Genomic DNA, 20,797 nt, shown 5'->3' on the forward strand with positions numbered 1-20,797 from the left:
ATGCATCAAACAAAATTCGCGCTGGCCGTGCTGGCTGCGGCTGTCCTGGCAGGTTGCGGCGGCGCCAGTGGCGGTGATCAAACTTTGAAAGTCAAATACACGGCGCAGGTGTCGTTCGGCGACAGCCTGTCCGATGTCGGCTCGTATGCCGTAGGCACGGTGGCGGCGAAAGGTGGCGGCAAGTTCACCATTAATGGCGACAATACCAAGATCAATCCTGAACTGACGGGCAAGAACTGGACCGAGCACCTGGCCGCGCAATTCGGCCTGGCCAAGCCATGCGCCGCCGAGACTGGCCTGGAAGGCAATGCGGCCCAAGGCTTGTCCGTACCGCGCGTCAAGCATGCCGGCTGCTTTGGCTACGCCATGGGCGGCTCGCGCGTGACCAATCCGGTTGGCCCGAACAACAAGGCGACGGGCAGCGCGCTGGGCGCCCTGACCGTGCCCGTGGTGACGCAGATCGCGAACCACCTGGCTGTGTCTGGCGGCAAGTTCAGCGGCACGGAAGCTGTTTTCGTGATGGCCGGTGGTAATGACGTGCTGTTCCAGTTGGGTGCATTGCAGGCGGGCGCGACGGAGGCCGGCAAGGCTGCGGGCGCGACCGCTGGCGCCCAGGCTTTCGCCACCAATCTGACCATGGCCCTGGCGGCCGGCGCGACCAACCCTGCCACGGCAGCGGCTGCTATCGGCGCCGCCGTCAAGACGGCCAGCGCGGCGCCAGGCGCCACGTCGACATCTATCGTGCAGGCCGCTGTCGCCGCTGCTGCCGTCCAGCAGGGTAATTCCGCAGTAGCTTCGCCTGCCGTGTTTGGCCCGCTGGTCGCCAAGGCACAAGCCGATGCGACGGTGACGGGCAATGCCGCCGGCGCCAAGGCCGGTGCCGATTACGCTGCGGCCCAGGGCCCGTTGCTGGTTGCCTCCATGAAACAGGCGGGCACCGAACTGGTGGTGCTGATCAAGGATCAGATCATCGCCAAGGGCGCCAACTATGTGGTGGTCAACAACCTGCCGGACGTGGCCGGTACGCCATCGGGCTTGAGCAAGGATGCGAACACGAAAGCGCTTATCAATGCCATGGTCAGCGCCTTCAATGGCGAACTGAGCGGCGGCCTGAGCGGCAATGCGAAAGTCTTGCTGGTCGACGTGTTTGCCGTCAGCCGTGACCAGGGCACCAACCCTGGCCCGTATGGTTTGACCAACGTCAGCGAGACGGCGTGCGACTTGAGCGCGCCAGGCAATATCCTGGGCAGCTCGCTGGTCTGCAATGGCACGAACCTGAAAGCGGGCGACGTCAGCCACTTCTCGTATGCCGACGATGTGCACCCTACGCCGTTCAACAACCTGTTGCTGGCCCGCTACGTGGCCAAGGACATGGTCGTGCGGGGCTGGCTGTAAGGGATGGCCGCGCCAGCTACGTCTACGGGACCTGGCTGGCGCTGGCAGCGACAAGTTTGGATAGCCCGGCTATCCGCACACAATGATCAGGAGACAAGATGAAGAATCGTTTGAATACCGCTGTACGCGTGCTGGCCGCAGCAGCCGCGATGGCCATGGCAACGGGCGCTTCGGCGCAAAGCGCAGGCACCTGGATGGCCAAGGCTGGCCTCAACAAGATCACGCCGCACGTCGACAGTGGCGACATTTCCGCGCCGGCGCTGCCGGGCACGAAAGCCGATGTCAAGCCCGATACCAAGCCCATCCTGACCTTTGCCTACATGATCACGGACAATATTTCCGCTGAAATGATCCTGGGCGTGCCGTACAAGCATGACCTGATCGGCGATGGTGCCATCAAGGGCACGGGCAAGCTGGGGACGGCGGAAGCCTTGCCGCCGACGGCCTTCATCCAGTACCGCTTCTTCCAGCCTAATGCGATGATCCGCCCCTACGTGGGTGCGGGCTTGACGTATGCCTATTTCCAGAAGGAAAAAGGCTCGGGCCAGATGACGGCTTTGCTGGATCCGGGTGGAAAACCAGTCACCTACCGCATGGATAACAAGCTGACAGGCAGCCTGGTGGTCGGCAGCACCCTGGCCTTCAACGAGCGCTGGTTTGCCGACGTGGCCGTGGTCAAGACTTACCTGAAAACCAGGGCGAAATTCTCGACGGGGCAGACGCAGGACATCAAGCTCGACCCGCTTGCCGTGAGTGTCAGCATCGGATATAACTTTACCCTGTAAAACAAAAAATCCGCCTCGGCGGATTTTTTTTGTCCCGCTCCCGCTCAGGTTGGCGGGGTATTGAACTTTCCATTGTGGAAGATCAAGGGCGGCTGCGCGGCAAACGCGCATTGTTCCACTTCGCCCACGAAAATGACGTGGTCGCCTTCCGGATAGCGGCTGCGGTTGTGGCATTCGAACCAGGCCGACGCGCCTTTCAGGATGGGCTGCCCGGTGCGCGACAGTTCGTATTCAACGTCGTCGAAGGGATTCGGCGTGCGGCGTGAAAAGCGCGTCGCCAGTTCCGCCTGGTCGGCGCCCAGCACATTGATGACGTAATGCGAGTTGCCGCTGAAAATGGGCATGCTGTTCGCCACGGAACCGAGGCTCCACAGCACCAGGGGCGGCGATAGCGAGACGGAATTGAAGGAACTGGCCGTCAAGCCACGGAAACTGCCGTCGGCCAGGCGCGTCGTGATGACCGTCACGCCGGTGGCAAACTGCGACAGTGCCTGACGGAAATGTGTCGTATCGAATTCTTGCGCTGGCGCGCGGGGGGAGCGTGTGTTCATGAGTGACCTGTCTATTTGCTGACATTATGCCAAAAATTGGCCGCGCCAGCGCAAACGTGGCCAGTATGCCCCTATGTGCGGTGCATTACGTGCCGTTGCACGCGGCGCTGCGGGCTATGGCGCTTTACGTTACAGTGGTGAAATGATACGTCGCAGAGGCGTTGCGGGAGGGCATCATGCATCAACAGACGGAAGTGGCGGTATTCGGCGGTGGCTGTTTTTGGTGCCACGCTGCCGTGTACGTGGAAGTGTGTGGCGTGACGCGCGTCGAGTCCGGCTACACGGGCGGCAGCGTGCCCGACCCCACATATGAACAGATTTGCACGGGTGACACGGGCCACGCGGAAGTGGTGCGCCTGGAATTCGATCCCGCCGTCGTCAGTTATCACGACTTGCTGGAAATCTTTTTTACCTTGCACGATCCCACCACCCTGAATCGCCAGGGTAACGATGTCGGCACGCAATACCGTTCCGTCATCTATTACCAGTCGGCCGGGCAGGAAAGCGTGGCGCGCAAGGTGCTGGCCGAGATGGCCGGCGTGTGGGATGCGCCCATTGTCACGCAACTGGCGCCGGCGGCCACCTTTTATGCGGCCGAGGATTACCACCAAAATTATGCCGAGCAGCATCCCTTGCAGGGCTATTGCGCCCTGGTCGTCGTGCCCAAGGTAGAGAAATTCCGCGCCATGTATGCGGGGCGCCTGAAGTGATGCAGTCCCCGGCGCTGCGCGCCTGTCAGGTCGCGAGCACGGGCGCCGGCTTGGCATCGTGCGCATACATGTAGTTGCGCGACCAGGGCAGGGTGGAAGAACGCCGGCCCGCCTTCACGCAGACGATCTGGTACAGGCTGATCAAATCTTGCTCGAAGGCATAGGCGCAGCCAGCCAGGTAGACGTGCCAGATGCGGAAGTGCCGTTCATCCGCCAGCGGGCGGATCTGCTCGGCATGGGCTTCGAAATTTTCCGTCCACAGGGCGCAGGTGCGCGCATAGTGGCGCCGCAGGTTTTCCACGTCCAGCACTTCCAGCCCCCCTTGCTGCATGGTCTTGAGCACATTGCCGATGTGTGCCAGCTCGCCGTGCGGAAACACATATTTTTCGATGAATTCCCCGCCGCCATACGGTGTTTCACCATTCTCCGGGTCGGTCGAGGTGATGCCGTGGTTCATCGCCATGCCATCGGGCGCCAGCAGCTTGTTGATGATGGAGAAATAGTCGGGCAAGTGTTTCAGACCCACGTGCTCGAACATGCCCACGCTGGTGATGCGGTCGAACTGGCCCGACACGTCGCGGTAGTCTTGCAGGCGAATATCGATCAGGTGCGCCAGGCCAGCCGCCGCCACACGCTCGCGCGCCAGCGCGTACTGGTTTTCCGACAGGGTCACGCCCACGCAGCGGGCGCCATATTGCCGCGCGGCACGAATGACCAGCGCGCCCCAGCCGCAACCGATGTCGAGCAGGGTCTGGCCCGGTTGCAACTGGATTTTCTTCAGGATATGGTCGATCTTCTTGACTTGCGCCTGCGCCAGGGTTTCATCGCCGTGCTCGAAATAGGCGCAGGAATACACGAGGGCGGGGTCGAGAAACTGTGCATAGAACGCGTTCGACACGTCGTAGTGGTAGCGGATGGCTTCGGCATCCTTGCTCTTGTCGTGCGTAAAGCTGCGCACGATGCGGGCCAGCTTGCCTTCCGGTTTCAAGGTATTGCGCGCCAGGGCATTGCAGATGGCAATCATGTCCATCGCCGTGCCCTTGACTTCGATATTGCCTTCCACATAGGCCGAGCCCAGATTGGCCAGCGACGGATTCAGCAGATAGCGGGCCGAGGCGACGGTCGGCAAACGGATGGTGACTCTGGGCGTTTCGCTGGACAGGTCCACATGCTGGCCGTTCCACAACTCGATGCGCAGCGGCAAGGCGGTCTTGCTGCGGATGCTGGCGATCCAGGACTTGAGTTGGTTTTGTATAAACAAAATGGCCTCCAATGCAGCGGCGGCCGTGGCATCCGCAAACTGAGAAACAATGTCATTTAGTAACTTCTGCCCTCATAGCCTACACCTATATTGACCAGCTCGCTTTGCGCCGCCTTGACTAGCTTGCTCAGGGTTGCAAACGCTGCATGCTCCATTGCCCGTCAGCACCGCGCGTAAACACGATGCGGTCGTGGAAGCGCGAACGGCGGCCCTGCCAGAATTCGATACGTTCCGGCTGCAAACGATAGCCGCCCCAGTGGGCCGGGCGCGGCGGCTGTGCGTCGCCGACGGCGGCCACCACGGCCGCGTAATGGCTTTCCAGCGTGGCCCGGCTGTCGATGGGCGCGCTTTGTTGCGAGGCAATCGCCGACAGCCGGCTTTGCACGGGGCGCACATTGAAATACTCGTCGCTCTCGGCCGCCGTGGTTTTCACCACCGTGCCCTCGATGCGCACTTGCCGCTCCAGCTCGCGCCAGAAGAACAGCAGGGCGGCGTTGGGATTGTGCTCGAGCTGCTGGCCCTTGTCGCTGTGGTAATTCGTGTACCAGGTAAAGCCCCGCTCATCGAACTGCTTGATCAGCACGACGCGCGAGCTGGGCTTGCCATCGGGAGTGACGGTGGACAAGTCCATGGCGTTCGGCTCCATCACCTGCGCGTTGACGGCTTCGGCAAACCATTTCTGGAACATGGCGATGGGATCGGCCAGCACATCCGTCTCGCTCAGGCTGGACTGGACGTAATCGGTGCGCATGGCTGCCAGCACGGCGGCCGTGTCCGGCACTTCAGGCGCATCGGGCGCGATGCCGCGGCGGCGCTGCATGGCCGTGCCCAGCTGCTCCATCTGTTGCGCGCTGAACAGGCGCTTGGCCATGGGCGCCAGTTGGCCCTCTTCCTTGGCCATGTGGGCCTGGTAGGCGGCAACATAGTCGCGCACGCCATCATGCGACAGCTGCGAGGCCGTGCCGACCGCGATGGCGTCCAGTTCCGGACGCAGGGTCAGCCAGGCCTGGTCCATGCGCTGGTGGTCGGCGAGGATTTCCGGCACCAGGGTGGCCAGCAGGGCGGCGTCCTCGCCCGTGGCCGTCGCCTGCAGCATGGGCATCAAGTCCTGCTCTTCATCGTCATGGTGCAGATGGGCGGCTTTATTGAAGTATTGCAACACGGCCTTGGCCGCCTGCTGCGCTTCCGGCGTGTTGCCATTCTGTCCCAGGTGGCCCAGCAGGTTTTGCAGGGTCGTCAGCTGCTTGCGGATCTTGTCGTGGCAATGCTTGAGTACGGCGATGGGCTGGTCAAAGCCGGGAACGGAGTCGAACAGGGGAGTGGTCATGGCGAGTTCTCGTGGTGGCGGTGTGGGGGCGCGGCGACAATGCAGCTTGTCGCTGTGTCAATTCAGCTATTTTAGAATATCCGCCAGCGCAGTGTCCGTTAAAATGGCGCCATGCATACCTCCACCAATGAACTAATTTCCATGGACTTGACCGAGATCGATTTTGAGCGGCGTTTCGGCGGCATTGCCCGTCTGTACGGCGCCCCCGCGTTGGAACGCTTCCGCGCCGCGCATGTGTGTGTGATCGGCGTGGGCGGCGTCGGGTCCTGGATCGTCGAAGCGCTGGCGCGCAGCGCCATCGGCCGCCTGACCCTGATCGACCTGGACAATGTTGCTGAATCGAACATCAATCGCCAGATCCAGGCCATGAGCGACACCATCGGCAAGGCCAAGATCACGGCCCTGGCCGAACGCATCGAATTGATCAACCCCTTGTGCCAGGTCACGCAGATCGAGGATTTTATTAGCCCCGATAACCTGGAGCAGTTGCTGGGCGGGCGCGATTTCGACTACCTGGTCGACGCCATCGACAATGCCAAGGCGAAAGCGGCCGTGATCGCGTATTGCCGCGCACGCAATCTGCCCATGCTGACCATCGGCAGTGCGGGCGGGCAGACGGACCCGACCCTGATCGCCGTGCGCGACCTGTCGAAAACGGAACAGGAACCGCTGCTCAAGCGCGTGCGAAAACTGTTGCGCACCGAATATGGTTTCCCCCGTGGCGTGAAAAACAAATTCAACGTCGACGCCGTATTTTCCATGGAACCGTTGAGCACGCCAGAAAGCGCGGAAGCCTGCGCCATCGATGGCAGCGCGCCCGCCGGCGTCACGGGCTTGAACTGCGCCGGCTTCGGTTCCAGCGTGGTGGTCACTGCCAGCTTCGGCATGGTGGCGGCCGCGCATGTGCTGAAAAGCTTGCGCCAGCCTGGGGCTTCAGCCTTGCAGGACCTCTAAGCCCATTCCGGCAGTACCAGCTCTTCTTGCGTGCCGGCAACGGGCGTGGAAAGTGTAAGTCTTGTGACAGCGTTTTCAACTTCGGGCAGCGGTTTGCTATTATTGTTGTCCCTGCGCTATCTGGACTGCAGGTATCTCACCGAAACTCAATGAAAGAAACCATCATGACGCGTAGCTCCGTTTTGTTCGCCCTGATCTGCTCCGTCGCCGCGTCGCTGGCGCAGGCACAGGCGCCAGCGCCTGTTCCCGCCTCCGCCGTCTCGCTGAGCCCCGGCCCTGTCGCCGATAAATTGATCCTGATCGACAACAAGGTCGGCACGGGCAAGGAAGCGTCCGCCGGCAATACCGTTACCGTGCACTACACGGGCTGGCTGTATCGTCCGCTGGCGAAAGATTCGCGCGGCAAGAAGTTCGACAGCTCCGTAGGCCGTGGCCCGTTTGACTTCCCGCTCGGCAAGGGCATGGTCATCAAGGGCTGGGACCAGGGCGTGGCCGGCATGAAAGTGGGCGGCAAGCGCACCCTGATCATTCCAGGCGAACTGGCCTATGGTCCGCGCGGCGCCGGCAATGGCGACATTCCGCCGAACTCGGCACTGATCTTCGACGTGGAATTGCTGGACGTGAAGTAATTGTTCATTTTGGCGGTGGCGCATGCTTGCGCCGCCGCCATCAGTGCTCTGAAACGCGGTAGACTGGGGTTTCTTGAAATAGCGGAGATTGCTTCCATGAACATCGCCAACGACGTCACTGAACTGATCGGCAACACCCCCTTGGTGCGCATCAACCGCATCGCCGCCGGCAGTGTGGCCACCATCCTGGCCAAACTCGAATTCTACAATCCCGCGCACAGCGTCAAGGACCGCATCGGCCTGTCCATGATCGTCGCTGCGGAAGCTGCGGGCAAGATCCATCCCGATACCGTCATCGTCGAGCCCACCAGCGGCAACACGGGCATCGCGCTGGCCATGGTGTGCGCCGCGCGCGGCTACCGCTGCACCCTCGTCATGCCCGACACCATGAGCCGCGAACGGCGCATCCTGTTGCGCGCCTACGGGGCCGAGCTGGTGCTCACGCCCGGCAGCGAAGGCATGCTGGGCGCCATCCGCAAGGCCGAGGAAATGGTGGCGGCCGACCCGCGCTACCTGATGCTGCAGCAATTCAACAACCCAGCCAATCCCGCCATCCACCGTGCCACGACGGCCGAGGAAATCTGGCGCGACACGGATGGGCAAGTCGACATCGTCATCGCCGGCGTGGGCACGGGCGGCACCATCACGGGCATCGGCGAAGTGCTGAAGGAACGCAAGCTGGGCCTGCAAGTGATTGCCGTGGAACCGGAAGCGTCGCCAATGCTGTCGAAAGGCACCAAAGGGCCGCACCCGATCCAGGGCATCGGCGCCGGTTTCGTGCCGCAGATTTTGAACACGGCCATCTACGACGAAATCATCTGCGTCAAGAATGACGATGCGTTCGCCACGGCGCGCCTGGCCGCCAGCGATGAAGGCTTGTTGGTCGGCATCTCGTCGGGCGCCGCCCTGTGGGCCGCCCTGCAAGTGGCGCGCCGCGCGGAAAACGCGGGCAAGACCATCGTCACCATCATCCCGTCGTTCGGCGAGCGCTACCTGAGCACGGCGCTGTATGCGGGCTTGGGAGACTAAGAGCCTATCCCAGTAGATGAATACATCCCCTGCTGGCGGCCCTCAGAAGCGGGGACGGCGTTGCTCGTCATCGCGTGGCTCGCCACGCGTCCTCCTCACGCCTTGTCCGCGCTCCTGATGAACTGCCAGCAGAAGACGCTCCCTACCGGGATAGGCTCTAAGCGCCCATCCGTCCGGCGGGGCTGCGCAGGTGGCTCCCCTTGACCGGCGCAGCGCAAGGGTGCCGGTTGAACTTGCCATGACGAAATAGGCGCCAGGCGGGCAGGGCAGGCACAGTACAATATCGGACGGGCCGCAATGGTTCGGCCCGTATTGTGCCTTTGAATGGAAATATGTTCCTGGTAAAACCTGAACGCCGCCGCCTGCTGCAGGTGGGCGCAACCGTGGCTGTCATCGCGCTGGGCCTGGCCTCGCGCGCCTATCCCCAATTTCTCCCCGCCGCGCTCGGCAAGTATCCGGGCGACGCCCTGTGGGCCATGATGATCGTCTTTGCGCTGGGCATCCTCGCCACGCGCATGCGCACGTGGCAACTGGCCTTGTGGTCCTTGCTGATCTGCTTTGGCGTAGAATTTGGCCAGCTGGTTCAGGCGCCATGGCTCGTCGAACTGCGTTCGCATCCGCTGGGGCACCTGGTGCTGGGTTCCGCCTTCGGCTGGGGTGATTTGATCGCCTACACGGCCGGGGTGGCCGTGGCGGCGTTCATCGACAAGCTGGCGCTGTTCAAGCGCCGCTAGCAATGGGGGCAGACCCCAGAACTTACTTTACTGCCCCCTCAGCATCGCGCAATTCCACGGGCGCCAGTTTCAGCTTGGACAATTGCGGGGCGATCTTCGCCTTGTCGCCCACGCCGATAACGATCAGCTTTTCCGGCTGCAGGTATTTTTTCGCCACCTGCTGCACCTGCTTGTCCGTCACGCTGGCAAAGCGCTGCGGCAAGGTCGTGTAATAGTCGAGGCCCAGGCCGTAGATATACGCGTTCGCCATGCTGGCGCTGATGCTGGCATTCGTGTCGAACTGGCCGGGCAAGGACAGCACTTGCGAGTTGCGCGCATTCGCCAGTTCTTGGCTAGCCAAGGGCTTGGCGATCATGGCGCGGATTTCCCTGACGGTTTCCGATACGGCCGGGCCCGTCACATCGGTGCGCACGCTGGCGGCAATCGAGAACGGTCCAGGCTGATTGCGGTACTGGAATTGCGAGCGCACGCCATACGTGTAACCTTTCTCTTCGCGCAAGTTGGTGTTCAGTCGGCTGGTAAACAAGCCGCCCAGCGCCGCGTTCATCACTTGCAGCGGCGCGTAATCGGGCGTGGCGCGCGGCACGGCGATGGCGGACAGGCGCACGGCCGTTTGCGGCGCGCCCGGCTTGTCGACCAGAATCAGTTTTGCCTTCGTCGTCTGCGGCGCGGCGGCCACGGCTGGCGCCACGGTGCCTGCCTTCCAGCTGCCGAACTTGGCTTCGGCCAGCGCCTTCAGTTGCGCCTCATCGATATCGCCCGAAACGATCAGCGCCGCATTGTTGGGCAAGTAATGCTGCTGCCAGAACGCTTGCAGGTCGGCGCGGCTGGCCGCTTTCAGGGCCGCTTCCGTGCCCAGTTGGATATAGCCATATGGATGCTGCGGGCCGTACAGGGCCGCCGCTTCCACCCGGGCGGCCACCGCACCCGCGTTTTCGCGCTGCTGCGCCAGCTGGCCGATGCGGCTGGCGCGCTGGCGCTCTACTTCGGCTGAGGGGAATTGCGGGTGCAGCACCACGTCGGCCAGCACGTCAAGCGCTTGCGGGAACGTGGCTTTGAGCGACGTGAGCTGGGCAAACGAGGCATCCGTGCCGGAGCCGGTGCTCAACAGGGCGCCCAGTTGCGCCACGTCGTCGGCGATTTGCGGCGCGCTGCGCGTGGCCGTGCCTTCCTGCAGCAATTGCGCCGTAAAGCTAGCCAAGCCCGGCTGCGCCAGCGGATTGGCGCCCGAGCCGCTCTTGATCACCAGCTGGCTGGAAACGAGCGGCACGGCCCCGTTGTAGTGGTGGATCACGGTCAAACCGTTCGCCAGGGTGAACGATTTTCCTTGCGGTAAAACAATCTTCGGTGCGGGACCAGCCTTTGGCACGGCATTGCGCCATGGCTCGTCCGCATTGATGGCCGTGCCTGGCGCAGGCTTGACCTTGCCAGGCGCCGGCGTCGGCACTTCCGCGCCCAGGTCCGGCGTGCCCGGCACGCCGTAGACGACGACGCGCGACTGGTTTTTCAGGTAGGTGTCCACCGCGCGCTGCACGCCGGCTGCCGTCACCTGGCGGTAGCGCTCGATATCCTTGGCCAGATAGCCGGGGTCGCCCAGGTACTGGTTGTATTCGTTGAGCAAGTTGGCCACGCCGTGCCCGCCCATTTTTTCCACCTGGCTCAGCATGCTGGTCTCGATGCTGTTGCGCGCCCGTTCCAGTTCCTTCTCGGTGGGGCCCTGGTCGCGCAATTGCTCCAGCTCTGCCTGCAGGGCTTGCTCGATTTCCTCGGGCTTGCGGCCCGGGCGCGCCGTCGCGTCGATGGTGAAGATGGAGGTGAGGGCGTTCGAGCCCTGGCTGGCGTCCACGTCCTGGGCGATCTGCTTGTCGTACACCAGCGATTTGTATAAACGGCTGGACTTGCCGCCGGCCAGGATGTGCGCGGCCATCGACAGTTCCGCGTCATCTTTGGTGTAGGCGGACGGCGTCAGCCAGGCCATGAAGACGCGTGGCAATTCGACCCGGTCCTGCACCACGCTGCGGCGTTCCTGCGTGATGGGCGGCGTCACGACATTCGGTTTCGGCACGGCTGGGCCACTCTTGAAGCTGCCGAAGTATTTATTGACCAGTGCCTTGGTCTTTGCCTTGTCGATGTCGCCGGCGATCACCAGGCTGGCGTTGTTGGGGCCATAGTATTTGCTGAAGAAATCCTTGATGTCGGCCAGTTTCGCGTTCTGGATATCCGCGTGCGAACCGATGACGCTGGCGTAATACGGGTGGGTCTTGGGAAACAGCTGGTGGTACAGGGCTTCCTGCACGATGCCGTACGGCGCATTCTCCACGCTCTGGCGGCGTTCGTTGCGCACCACGTCCTGCTGGTTCGTCAGCGCCGTCTGGTCGAGCACGTCCAGCAGATAGCCCATGCGGTCGGAATGGGTCCACAGGGCCAGTTCCAGCTGGTTCGACGGCACCGTGTCGAAATAATTGGTGCGGTCGAAATCCGTGCTGCCGTTCGAATCGGTGGCGCCCGCACCTTCCAGCAACTGGTCGGCCATGCCGCGCGGCACGTGCTTGGTGGCGGCAAACATCATGTGCTCGAACAGGTGGGCAAAGCCCGTCAGGCCCGGCGCTTCATTCGCCGGCCCAACGTGGTACCAGATATTGACGGCCGTGACGGGCAACTTATGGTCTTCCACGAGAATCACGTCGAGGCCGTTCGGCAAGGTGTATTTTTCGTAGGCGATATGCGGCACGGACGTCGCACCCGTCGCGATGGCCACATCGGCGGCGTGGCTGAGAGAGAGCGGGGTGCCGTACAGCGACAGCAGCAGGGCGGGGAGGGCCAGCAGTTTGATCGGTTTCATGCATGCTTCCAGGGATGAGTGGAGAAGACGCTGCGGCCCGCTCGTGGCTGGCGCAGCGCGACGGTGCTACAGTGTATACAGCAGCGCCGCCCCGCCCAGCACCAGCAGCGCGCAGGCGACGGAGACGATGGCGGCCGCGCCCAGCAGGCGCCATTCGCGCGGCGTGAAGCCAACGGCTGGCGCCGTCGCATTATCGGCAGGGCTGGCCAGGGCGGCTGGCGGCAGCGCAGGCAAGCCGCCCGCCGCGCGCGCCTGCGCCGCCAGCGCTTGCGTGGCGGCGTCCAGCAAGGCCAGCTGGCGCTCGACGGTTTCCGCCAGCACCGCTTCGTTCAGCGCCACCAGGGCGAATATCGGGTCATCGACGTCGATCTTGATGCCCGTCTTGTCGAACACGTGGCTGCGCAGTTTATGCTGGTCCATCTACCATTGCACCTTGTCGAGTTGTTCGAAGATGTCGCGGTAGACGACCTTGATGCGTTGCTTTTCCATGATATTGAACTTGTCGTTCTGCAGCACTTCCTGCATCGTCAGGCGCGCCGTGTTCATTTTCTTGACGTCCGCGCCGAAGGTGTCGGGATTGCGCTGGCTCAAGGTGATGCTGCCTTTCACGCGCGCGCGGTTGTCTGCATACGACTGCGAGTCGACGAACTGCTTGCCGGACGCCGATTGCAGCAGGCCGAAGTGTTCGTTTTGCCACAGCACCAGCGGCACTGTTGTCGATTGGGCTGTCGCGACAAAGCCCGTGGCCGTGTCGTGCAAGGTGTCGCCGCCGCCGACGATGGTGTGGATATAGACCTTGCGGCCCGATTCTTCGAGCAGCGAAAAACAGTCGTTTTCCAGCAGATAGCCCATCAGCGGCGAAAACGTGTTCGCGCCATTGTCGACCACGCAGTTGCCGTCCTCTTCGAGTATGTCGATCATCAGCGCGTCGAAGCGTTTCGGATCGATGTTGCGCGCATCCGTCATGACGGGCACATGTTTGACGTTCATCGCCTTGTAGCGCGAGAACGTGGCGTTTTCCTGATCGGTGTCATAGCAGCGCAAAGGCGTGTCGTCCTTGCCGCCTATCCATTGCGCCAGCAGGGTCGAGACGAGGGTCTTGCCGATGCCGCCCTTGCCCTGCAAGATGAAATGTACCGTGTTTTGCATTGCGACTACTCCAAGTTGTTGCGTCAGTGACAATCAAAGATCCGTGACAGCGGCGGCCGCTGCGTGTCTGGCCGCGACTGGTATTTTTACCACAGTCCTTTGCAAAGATGCGATGCGGGACAGCGAATCTGCTTATGATGTTGATCAGGATACCATTGATACAGAGCAAGTTTTGTGTGAAAAATCCACCCCAGAGTGTGAACGAGGACGCAGTGCCGATCTTCAGTCTCGATCAAGCCGCTATAGACCGCCTGAATCAGCAAGCCCTGTCTTGCCTCGTCGGCAACCGCCGCCAGGCGCAGATCTTTGGCGATGAAGTGCTGATCCAGTTCGCGCCGCGCAGCCTGTCAAGCTGCAGCTTTTCCGCCGGCATCGCCGAATATCCACGCCATGGCACCGGCCGCCACGCATTGCTGATGCGTCGCCGACGCTACTGGATAAAGCGCAGCAGTTCGCGCAGGGCGTGCGCCACGGCCTGCTCGCGCACGGCCTGGCGGTCGCCCGCAAACACCAGCCGCTGTGTTTGCACGCGTCCGTGCATGGCCCAGCCGAAGCAGACAGTGCCGACGGGCTTGCCCGGTACGCCGCCCGTGGGGCCGGCGATGCCCGTGGTCGAGACGGCCACCTGGGCTTCGCTGTGGGCCAGGGTGCCCTGCGCCATGGCGGCGGCCACTTCCTCGCTGACGGCGCCGTGTGCGGCGATCAGTTCGGCGGGCACGCCCAGCATGCTGCTCTTGGCCCCGTTGGAATAGGTGACGAAGCCCCGTTCGAACCAGGCGCTCGAGCCCGAGATATCCGTGACGGCTTGCGCCACGCCGCCGCCCGTGCACGATTCGGCCGTGGCCAGCAGCAAGCCCTTTGTCTGCAAGGCCAGGCCGACTGCGGTAGAAAGGGGGACGAGTGGGCTGCTCATGGATGACTCCTGCATGCGGTGAGAATGGTGGTAAGACTGTAGCATGGCCAACGGTAAAAGAAACTTTCCCCGGTAACAGCGAAAATGCGTACACTCTTTTATAAATTTGCTACCACTTCGGGCCGGCAGGCGCTCTGTCGCTGCGCCACCCTGGTGCGCATCGCTCGAACGGGCAAGCGGCATGGTGCCGCGCCTTCGTATTGCATTATCTTTACTCGGTTGTCATGGCAATTCTGAACTGGACCTGGTGGCTTCATCCTGGCCCCCTGCGCCGCCCCGCGCGCGGCGCTGGCCGCTCTCTGCGCTGGGGCTGGCTATTGCTGTTCCTCGGGGTGCTGTGCGCCGATGCGCGGGCACAGGTGCCGGGGGAACTGGAACGCCAGGTCAAGGCCGGATATCTGTACAAATTTGCCGGCTATGTCGAATGGCCAGACGGCAGCTTTGCCCGGCCCGATTCTCCGCTGGTGATCGGCGTGGCGGGCGCCGATGCATTGGCCGAGCAGCTCGAACAGAGCGTGGCCGGACATAGCGTCCACGGCCGCGCCGTGCAGGTGAAAAAAGTGCGCCGCGGCGAAGCGCTGGCCGGGCTGCACGTGCTGTACCTGGGCGCGCTGGACAAGGCGACCCTGCAAGAGATGCTGGCCGCCAGCCGTGGCCTGGCGTTGCTGACGGTATCCGATTCGGATGAGGTCTACGCGATGGGCAGCATGATCAATTTTGTGATGGCCGAAGACAAGGTGCGCTTCGACGTGTCCCTCAAGCCCGTGGCGCAGGCGCATATCCGCATCAGCGCGCGCATGCTGCTGGCCGCCTATCGCGTGCAGACGGGGGGCGCCTAGATGATCAGATTGCGTTCCATCCGCCACAAGCTGATGTCGGTGGTCTTGCTGACCACCCTGGTGGCCCTCGTCATTTCGCTGGGTACCATCGTCGTCTACGACTTGCGCGCTTACCACCGCAACCTGGTGGCCGACATCAGTACCCAGGCCGAGCTGCTGGGGCACATGAGCTCGGCCGCGCTGGCCTTCGACGACGAACGCCTGGCGCTGGAAAACCTCAACCTGATGCGCATCCGCCCGCGCGTGTCGGCCGGCGCCCTGTACAAGGCCGACGGCAGCCTGTTCGCCAGCTACCGCGCAAACGAGCGCGTGGGCGAGGTGCCGGCGAAGGCGGGCAAGGAAGGCGAAAGCATCGCCGGCAGCTCGGTGGAACTGTTCAAGCCCATCGTCGACAATGGCGAACTGCTGGGCACCGTGTATCTGCGCGCCGACTACGAGCTGGCCGGGCGCACGGCCGATTACCTGGCCATCGCCCTGAGCGTGACGGTGCTGGCGCTGCTGGTTGCCTTGCTGCTGCTGCGCCGCCTCGATTTCGTCATTACGCAACCCATCCTCGATATCGCCGACGTGGCGCGTGTAGTGATCGAGACGGGTGACTACTCGCGCCGCGCGCGCAAGCTCAGCGTCGACGAAGTGGCGCAGCTGGTCGATTCCTTCAACAAGATGCTGGCCGAGATCGAGCTGCGCACGCAGGCGCTGGAGCGCTCGAACGGCGAGCTGGCGCGCGAGGGCGAGCGGCGCACCCAGGCGCAGCAGGAAGTCATGCGCCTGAACCAGGAGCTGGAAGTGCGCGTGCACGAGCGCACGATGCAGCTGGAAATGACGAATGGCGAACTGGCCATGGCGATGGAAGAGGCGCGCAGCGCCAACTATGCCAAGTCGGCCTTCCTGTCGTCGATGAGCCATGAATTGCGCACGCCGCTCAACGCCATCCTGGGCTTCGCGCAAATCCTCAGTTCCGACCGCCTGCCGTCGACCCTGGAGCAAAAGAAGGAATTTGCCGGGCATATCCTGAAATCGGGGCGCCATTTGCTGACCTTGATCAATGAAATCCTCGACCTGGCGAAGGTGGAATCGGGCACGGTCAGCCTGTCGCTCGAACCGGTGGGCCTGGACGCCATCTTGCAGGAATGCCGCGACATGATCGCGCCGCTGGCCAGCCAGCGCGGCATCGGCATGGCCTTCCCCGACGCCTGCCCCCTGAATGTGCTGGCCGACCGCACGCGCCTCAAGCAGATTTTATTGAACCTGCTGTCAAATGCGCTCAAGTACAACCGCGAGCGGGGGCAGGTGGCCATCGATTGCGCGCCGCAGGCGGGCGGCCGGGTGCGCATCAGCGTGCGCGACACGGGCGTGGGCCTCGACGGCGAACAGGTGGCGCTGCTGTTCCAGCCCTTCAACCGCCTGGGACAGGAAGGCGGCACGGAAGAAGGCAGCGGCATCGGCCTGGTGGTCACCAAGCGCCTGGTGGAGCTGATGGATGGCAGCATCGGCGTCTCCAGCGCGCCCGGCGAGGGCAGCACCTTCTGGATCGAGCTGCGCGTGGTCGATGCCTTGCCCGCGCCCGACCCGCTGGCCTTGCCACGGCCGGACCTGGCCGGGGCGCTGCTCGAGCACAGCGCCCCCGTGACCTTGCTGTACGTGGAAGACAATCCCGCCAACCTGACCCTGGTCGAGGAAATCGTGCGCTACTGCCCCCAATTGCAGCTGCTGACGGCAACGGATGGCCGCATGGGCGTGGACATGGCGCGCACGCATTTGCCGCAGCTGATCCTGATGGACATCAACCTGCCGCATGTGAACGGCACGGACGCGCTGAAAATGCTGCGCGCCGACCCGCGCACGGCGCACATTCCCGTCATCGCCCTGACGGCCAACGCCATGCCGGGCGATGTGGAGCGCAGCATGGCGCTGGGTTTTTACCGCTATCTGACCAAGCCGATCAACCTCGATGAATTTACCGAGGCGATCAACAGCACCCTGGCCTATGTGGCGCAGCAGCGCCGGCAGAAGGGAACAGGCGCGTCATGATCAGCCAGGCCGATATCTATGCGGCGAAAATTCTCATCGTCGACGACCAGGAAGTCAATTTGCGCCTGCTCGAGCATTTGCTGCAAAGCGGCGGCTACACGGCCCTCAGCAGCACCCTCGACGCGCGCGCCGTGGCCGGCCTGCACCAGCGCCACCAGTTCGACCTGATCATCCTCGACCTGGTGATGCCCGGCATGAGCGGCTACGACGTGATGGATGCCTTGCGCCCGCTGGAACTGGAAGGCTATTTGCCCGTGCTGGTGATCGCCGCCGACCCGGACGCCAAGCTGGCCGCGCTGGAAGCGGGCGCGCGCGACTTCATCAGCAAGCCCTTCGACGCGCTCGAAGTGCTCACGCGCATCCGCAACATGCTTGAAGTGCGGCTGCTGCACCGCGCCGCGCGCCACTACAACACCCTGCTCGAACGCACGGTGGGCCAGCGCACGGCCGAACTGCAGCGCTTTCGCGGCGCCATGGACGCCACCACCGACGCCATCTTCCTCGTCGACGTGCTGGGCATGACCCTGGTCGATGTCAATGACGGCGCGTGCCGCCTGCTCGGCTATGCGCGCACCGAACTGCTGGCGCTGGCGCCCGGCACCTTGCTGCCGTCGCCGCCGGCCCCGCCACTGGCCGCGCTGCCCGGCGGCCCGGCCCACCTGGCCAGGGAAGTGACGGAATGCGAACTGGTGCGGCGTGACCTGAGCCTGGTGCCCGTGGAACTGGGCTGGCACTGGTATGCGCAGGCACCCGTGGCGGGCGGCTATCCTGGCACCCCTGGCACGGGTGGCCTGCTGCTGATCGCCGTGGCGCGCGACATCAGCGAACGGCGCCAGGCACAGGAGCGCCTGAAGCACCTGGCCCATTACGATGGCTTGACGGGGCTGCCGAACCGCAGCCTGTTTTACCAGACCCTGGCCCATGCCGTCGAACTGGCGCAGGAAAAAAGCTGGCGCATCGTGGTGCTGTTCATCGCGCTCGACCGTTTTAAAAGCATCAACGACACCCTGGGCGCGGCGTTGGGCGATGAGTTGCTGCGCCAGTTCAGCAACCGCCTGGTCGAATGCGTGCGCCTGCGCGACACGGTGGGGCGCCTGGGCAACGACGAATTTGCGCTGATACTCACCATGAGCCGCAACCAGCAGGAAGCCGTGGCGGTAGCGAACCAGGTGCGCGAAGCCTTGCGCGCGCCGTTCGACTTGCGCGGCCATGCGGCCACCCTGACGGCCAGCATCGGAATCGCCATGTATCCGGACGACGCCACCGACCCGGAAACGCTCATCAAATACGCGAATACGGCCATGGGCGGCGCCAAACAGGCGGGCCGCGATGGCTACCGCTTTTTCACGGCCGGCATGAACGTGCAGGTGCTGGCGCGCCTGGACCTGGAATTGGCGCTGCGCCATGCGCTCGAACACGATCAATTCATCCTGTATTACCAGCCCAAGGTGGATTTGCGCACGGGCCGCATCAGCGGCGTGGAAGCGCTGCTGCGCTGGCGCCGTCCCGGCTACGGCCTGGTGGCGCCGGCCGAATTCGTGCCGGTGCTGGAAGACACGGGCCTGATCGTGCGCGTGGGCGCCTGGGTGATCCAGGCCGCCTGCCGCCAGATCGCCGCGTGGCGTGATAGCGAAGTGGGGCCCGTGCACGTGGCCGTGAACGTGTCGAGCCGCCAGTTTGCCGAAGGCGACCTGGAAGCCGAGGTGACGCACGCGCTGGCGCAGCACAATGTGGCGCCGGAACTGCTGGAACTGGAGCTGACGGAAACGGCGCTGATGTCGAACGCCGAGCGCACCATCGTCGTGCTGGGCAAGCTGAAAAAAATCGGCGTGAAGGTGGCCATCGACGATTTCGGCACCGGTTACTCAAGCCTGGCGTATCTGCAGCGCTTCCCCATCGACAAGCTGAAAATCGACATCGCCTTCGTGCGCAACATCACCAGCAACCCGAACGACGCGGCCATCGCGCTGGCCATCGTCAGCATGGCGCACAGCCTGAAACTGAGCGTGGTGGCCGAGGGCGTGGAGTCGCGCCCGCAGCTGGAATACCTGCGGCGCAACCGCTGCGACGAAATCCAGGGTTTTTATTTCAGCCGCGCCCTGCCGGCGCTGGAACTGGGGCAGATGATCGTCGCCGGCGCGGGCCTGCCGCCCGGCCACGATCCGGCTGCCCAGCCGGCGCAGACGCTGCTCATCGTTGACGACGATGTCAACGTGCTGTCGTCCCTGCACCGTTTGTTCCGTCCCGAGGGTTATCAAATTCTCACGGCCAGTACGCCGGCCGAAGGCTTTGAAATGCTGGCCCTGCACCGCGTGCACGTCATCGTCTGCGACCAGCGCATGCCCAGCATGAGCGGCACGGAGTTCCTGAGTAAAGTGAAGGAGCTGTACCCGGAAACCATCCGCATCATCCTGTCCGGCTACACGGGCCTGGAAGCCGTGCTCGACTCGATCAACCGGGGCGCCATCTACCGTTTCTATACGAAACCGTGGGATGACACCCAGCTGCGCGACAATATTCGCCTGGCCTTCCAGCACTACTGGATGGTGAACCAGCCGGGGCTGGCGCGCGTGGCGCTGCGCTGATTCAGTCGCTGAAGTGGTCGAAGGACGATAACTGCAAATCGAGTGGCAAGCCTGTCGCATCGACCAGCCGCAAGCCCGTTTGCTCCTCGATGCGGCCCACGCGCGTAGCCGGTGTGCCGCAGCTGGCCGCCAACGCGGCGATGGCATCGCGTGACGATGGGGGTGCCGTGAAGCACAGTTCATAGTCGTCGCCACCGGCGGCCGTGTAGCGGCGGCGCAGGGCGATTTCCTGCCGCGCCAGCACGGGGCCGGCCGGCAGGGCGTCGACGTCGAGGGTGGCGCCCACTTGCGAAGCCTTCAGAATATGGCCCAGGTCTCCCACCAGCCCGTCCGAGATGTCGATGGCAGCATGCGCCAGGCCCGCTTCGGCCAGGGCGCAGCCCAGCGCTACGCGCGGCGTGGGCGTGTGCATGCGCGCAGCGGCTGTCAGCAGGTCGGCTGGTGCCAGCTCTTGTTCCATGCGGTAGCCGGCCAGCGCCAGGCGCGCGTCGCCCAGGGTGCCGCTGACCCAGATGTCATCGCCTGCCACGGCCGCGCTGCGGCGCAGGGCCTGGCCCGGCGCCAGTTCGCCAAACACGGTGATGCAGATGTTTAAGGGGCCCTTGGTGGTGTCGCCGCCGATCAATTCGCAGCCGAAGGCGTCGGCCAGCTCAAACAGGCCTTCGGCAAAGCCCGCCAGCCAGCTGCGTTCGGCTTGTGGCAGGGCCAGGGCCAGGGTAAATGCCACGGGGCGCGCGCCCATGGCGGCCAGATCGGACAGGTTCACGGCCAGGCTTTTGTGGCCCAGCATGCGGGCGTCGGCGCCGGCAAAGAAGTGGCGGTTCTCGACCAGCATGTCCGAGGAGATGGCGGTCTGCTTGCCCGCCGCTGGCGTCATCAGCGCGCAATCGTCACCGATGCCCAGGGTGGCGCGGCCGGGGCGCTGGCGCACAAAATACTGTTTGATCAGGTCGAATTCGGAAAGCGCGTCGTGTGGGGCCATGGCGTAGTCTGTTCGTTGAGTGATGGTGTGGCCCGGCTATTATAGGCTGGCCTACAATACGGGTCTTTGCCACTGCCGAGC

Annotated in this window: 18 protein-coding genes; 10 read left to right on the forward strand and 8 right to left on the reverse strand. The window is 63.6% G+C overall.

Annotation, left to right across the window (positions count from 1 at the left end):
• Together ACQ4WS_RS22805 and ACQ4WS_RS22810 are read left to right on the forward strand one after the other, a co-directional pair.
• Window positions 1–1,395, forward strand: coding sequence for an SGNH/GDSL hydrolase family protein (locus tag ACQ4WS_RS22805; protein ID WP_436479295.1), 1,395 nt, complete (start codon window positions 1–3; stop codon window positions 1,393–1,395).
• A 98-nt stretch (window positions 1,396–1,493) separates the two neighbouring features.
• On the forward strand, window positions 1,494–2,180 hold the full coding sequence (locus ACQ4WS_RS22810; RefSeq protein ID WP_436479296.1) for an OmpW/AlkL family protein: 687 nt from the start codon (window positions 1,494–1,496) through the stop codon (window positions 2,178–2,180).
• Window positions 2,181–2,224: 44 nt separating this feature from the next.
• Here the strand turns inward: ACQ4WS_RS22810 and ACQ4WS_RS22815 are convergent, their stop codons facing one another.
• Window positions 2,225–2,731 (reverse strand): flavin reductase family protein, encoded by a 507-nt coding sequence (locus ACQ4WS_RS22815; RefSeq protein WP_436479297.1) that lies wholly within the window; start codon window positions 2,729–2,731, stop codon window positions 2,225–2,227.
• Between the two features lie 176 nt (window positions 2,732–2,907).
• Between ACQ4WS_RS22815 and msrA the strand changes: the two genes are divergently transcribed.
• A complete protein-coding gene (msrA, locus tag ACQ4WS_RS22820) occupies window positions 2,908–3,441 on the forward strand; it encodes a peptide-methionine (S)-S-oxide reductase MsrA (RefSeq protein WP_436479298.1) in 534 nt (177 codons plus the stop codon).
• 25 nt (window positions 3,442–3,466) lie between these two features.
• On the opposite strand, the gene ACQ4WS_RS22825 is transcribed toward msrA, so the two are convergent.
• Window positions 3,467–4,702, reverse strand: coding sequence for a class I SAM-dependent methyltransferase (locus tag ACQ4WS_RS22825; protein WP_436479299.1), 1,236 nt, complete (start codon window positions 4,700–4,702; stop codon window positions 3,467–3,469).
• 127 nt (window positions 4,703–4,829) lie between these two features.
• Window positions 4,830–6,029: a pyridoxamine 5'-phosphate oxidase gene (gene pdxH / locus ACQ4WS_RS22830; RefSeq protein ID WP_436479300.1), complete on the reverse strand. Its 1,200-nt coding sequence runs from the start codon at window positions 6,027–6,029 to the stop codon at window positions 4,830–4,832.
• Window positions 6,030–6,140: 111 nt separating this feature from the next.
• Between pdxH and ACQ4WS_RS22835 the strand changes: the two genes are divergently transcribed.
• From ACQ4WS_RS22835 to ACQ4WS_RS22850, 4 genes are all read left to right on the forward strand, one after another.
• Complete coding sequence (locus ACQ4WS_RS22835; RefSeq protein WP_436479301.1) at window positions 6,141–6,983, forward strand: tRNA threonylcarbamoyladenosine dehydratase; 843 nt, start codon at window positions 6,141–6,143, stop codon at window positions 6,981–6,983.
• Between the two features lie 164 nt (window positions 6,984–7,147).
• A complete protein-coding gene (locus ACQ4WS_RS22840) occupies window positions 7,148–7,612 on the forward strand; it encodes an FKBP-type peptidyl-prolyl cis-trans isomerase (RefSeq protein WP_436479302.1) in 465 nt (154 codons plus the stop codon).
• 96 nt (window positions 7,613–7,708) lie between these two features.
• Complete coding sequence (gene cysK / locus ACQ4WS_RS22845) at window positions 7,709–8,641, forward strand: cysteine synthase A (protein WP_436479303.1); 933 nt, start codon at window positions 7,709–7,711, stop codon at window positions 8,639–8,641.
• 332 nt (window positions 8,642–8,973) lie between these two features.
• Window positions 8,974–9,375, forward strand: coding sequence for a ribosomal maturation YjgA family protein (locus tag ACQ4WS_RS22850; protein ID WP_436479304.1), 402 nt, complete (start codon window positions 8,974–8,976; stop codon window positions 9,373–9,375).
• A 22-nt stretch (window positions 9,376–9,397) separates the two neighbouring features.
• On the opposite strand, the gene ACQ4WS_RS22855 is transcribed toward ACQ4WS_RS22850, so the two are convergent.
• The 4 genes from ACQ4WS_RS22855 to ACQ4WS_RS22870 form a co-directional block, all read right to left on the reverse strand.
• The gene (locus tag ACQ4WS_RS22855) at window positions 9,398–12,217 is read right to left on the reverse strand and encodes a M16 family metallopeptidase (protein WP_436479305.1); all 2,820 of its coding nucleotides are present in this window, start codon (window positions 12,215–12,217) and stop codon (window positions 9,398–9,400) included.
• Between the two features lie 66 nt (window positions 12,218–12,283).
• On the reverse strand, window positions 12,284–12,637 hold the full coding sequence (gene traM / locus ACQ4WS_RS22860) for a conjugal transfer transcriptional regulator TraM (protein WP_436479306.1): 354 nt from the start codon (window positions 12,635–12,637) through the stop codon (window positions 12,284–12,286).
• Window positions 12,638–13,366 carry a P-loop NTPase family protein gene (locus tag ACQ4WS_RS22865; RefSeq protein ID WP_436479307.1) on the reverse strand — a complete coding sequence of 243 codons (729 nt, stop codon included), beginning with the start codon at window positions 13,364–13,366 and terminating at the stop codon, window positions 12,638–12,640. It lies immediately after the preceding gene.
• 430 nt (window positions 13,367–13,796) lie between these two features.
• The gene (locus ACQ4WS_RS22870; RefSeq protein WP_436479308.1) at window positions 13,797–14,279 is read right to left on the reverse strand and encodes a CinA family protein; all 483 of its coding nucleotides are present in this window, start codon (window positions 14,277–14,279) and stop codon (window positions 13,797–13,799) included.
• Window positions 14,280–14,503: 224 nt separating this feature from the next.
• Between ACQ4WS_RS22870 and ACQ4WS_RS22875 the strand changes: the two genes are divergently transcribed.
• From ACQ4WS_RS22875 to ACQ4WS_RS22885, 3 genes are read left to right on the forward strand one after another with little or no spacing between them, the layout of a single operon-like run.
• Window positions 14,504–15,118, forward strand: a complete 615-nt coding sequence (locus ACQ4WS_RS22875) for a TOL_0243 family YfiR-like periplasmic protein (RefSeq protein WP_436479309.1) — start codon at window positions 14,504–14,506, stop codon at window positions 15,116–15,118.
• Window positions 15,119–17,149 carry a sensor histidine kinase, YfiR-like protein-associated gene (locus ACQ4WS_RS22880; protein ID WP_436479310.1) on the forward strand — a complete coding sequence of 677 codons (2,031 nt, stop codon included), beginning with the start codon at window positions 15,119–15,121 and terminating at the stop codon, window positions 17,147–17,149.
• Window positions 17,146–19,734, forward strand: a complete 2,589-nt coding sequence (locus ACQ4WS_RS22885) for an EAL domain-containing protein (protein WP_436479311.1) — start codon at window positions 17,146–17,148, stop codon at window positions 19,732–19,734. Before ACQ4WS_RS22880 ends, ACQ4WS_RS22885 begins: the two co-directional genes overlap by 4 nt.
• A gap of 1 nt (window position 19,735) precedes the next feature.
• On the opposite strand, the gene thiL is transcribed toward ACQ4WS_RS22885, so the two are convergent.
• Window positions 19,736–20,716 (reverse strand): thiamine-phosphate kinase, encoded by a 981-nt coding sequence (gene thiL, locus ACQ4WS_RS22890; protein ID WP_436479312.1) that lies wholly within the window; start codon window positions 20,714–20,716, stop codon window positions 19,736–19,738.
• Window positions 20,717–20,797: the final 81 nt, after the last annotated feature.

This window comes from Janthinobacterium leeuwenhoeki (assembly GCF_051380795.1).
Taxonomy (GTDB): Bacteria; Pseudomonadota; Gammaproteobacteria; order Burkholderiales; family Burkholderiaceae_D; genus Janthinobacterium.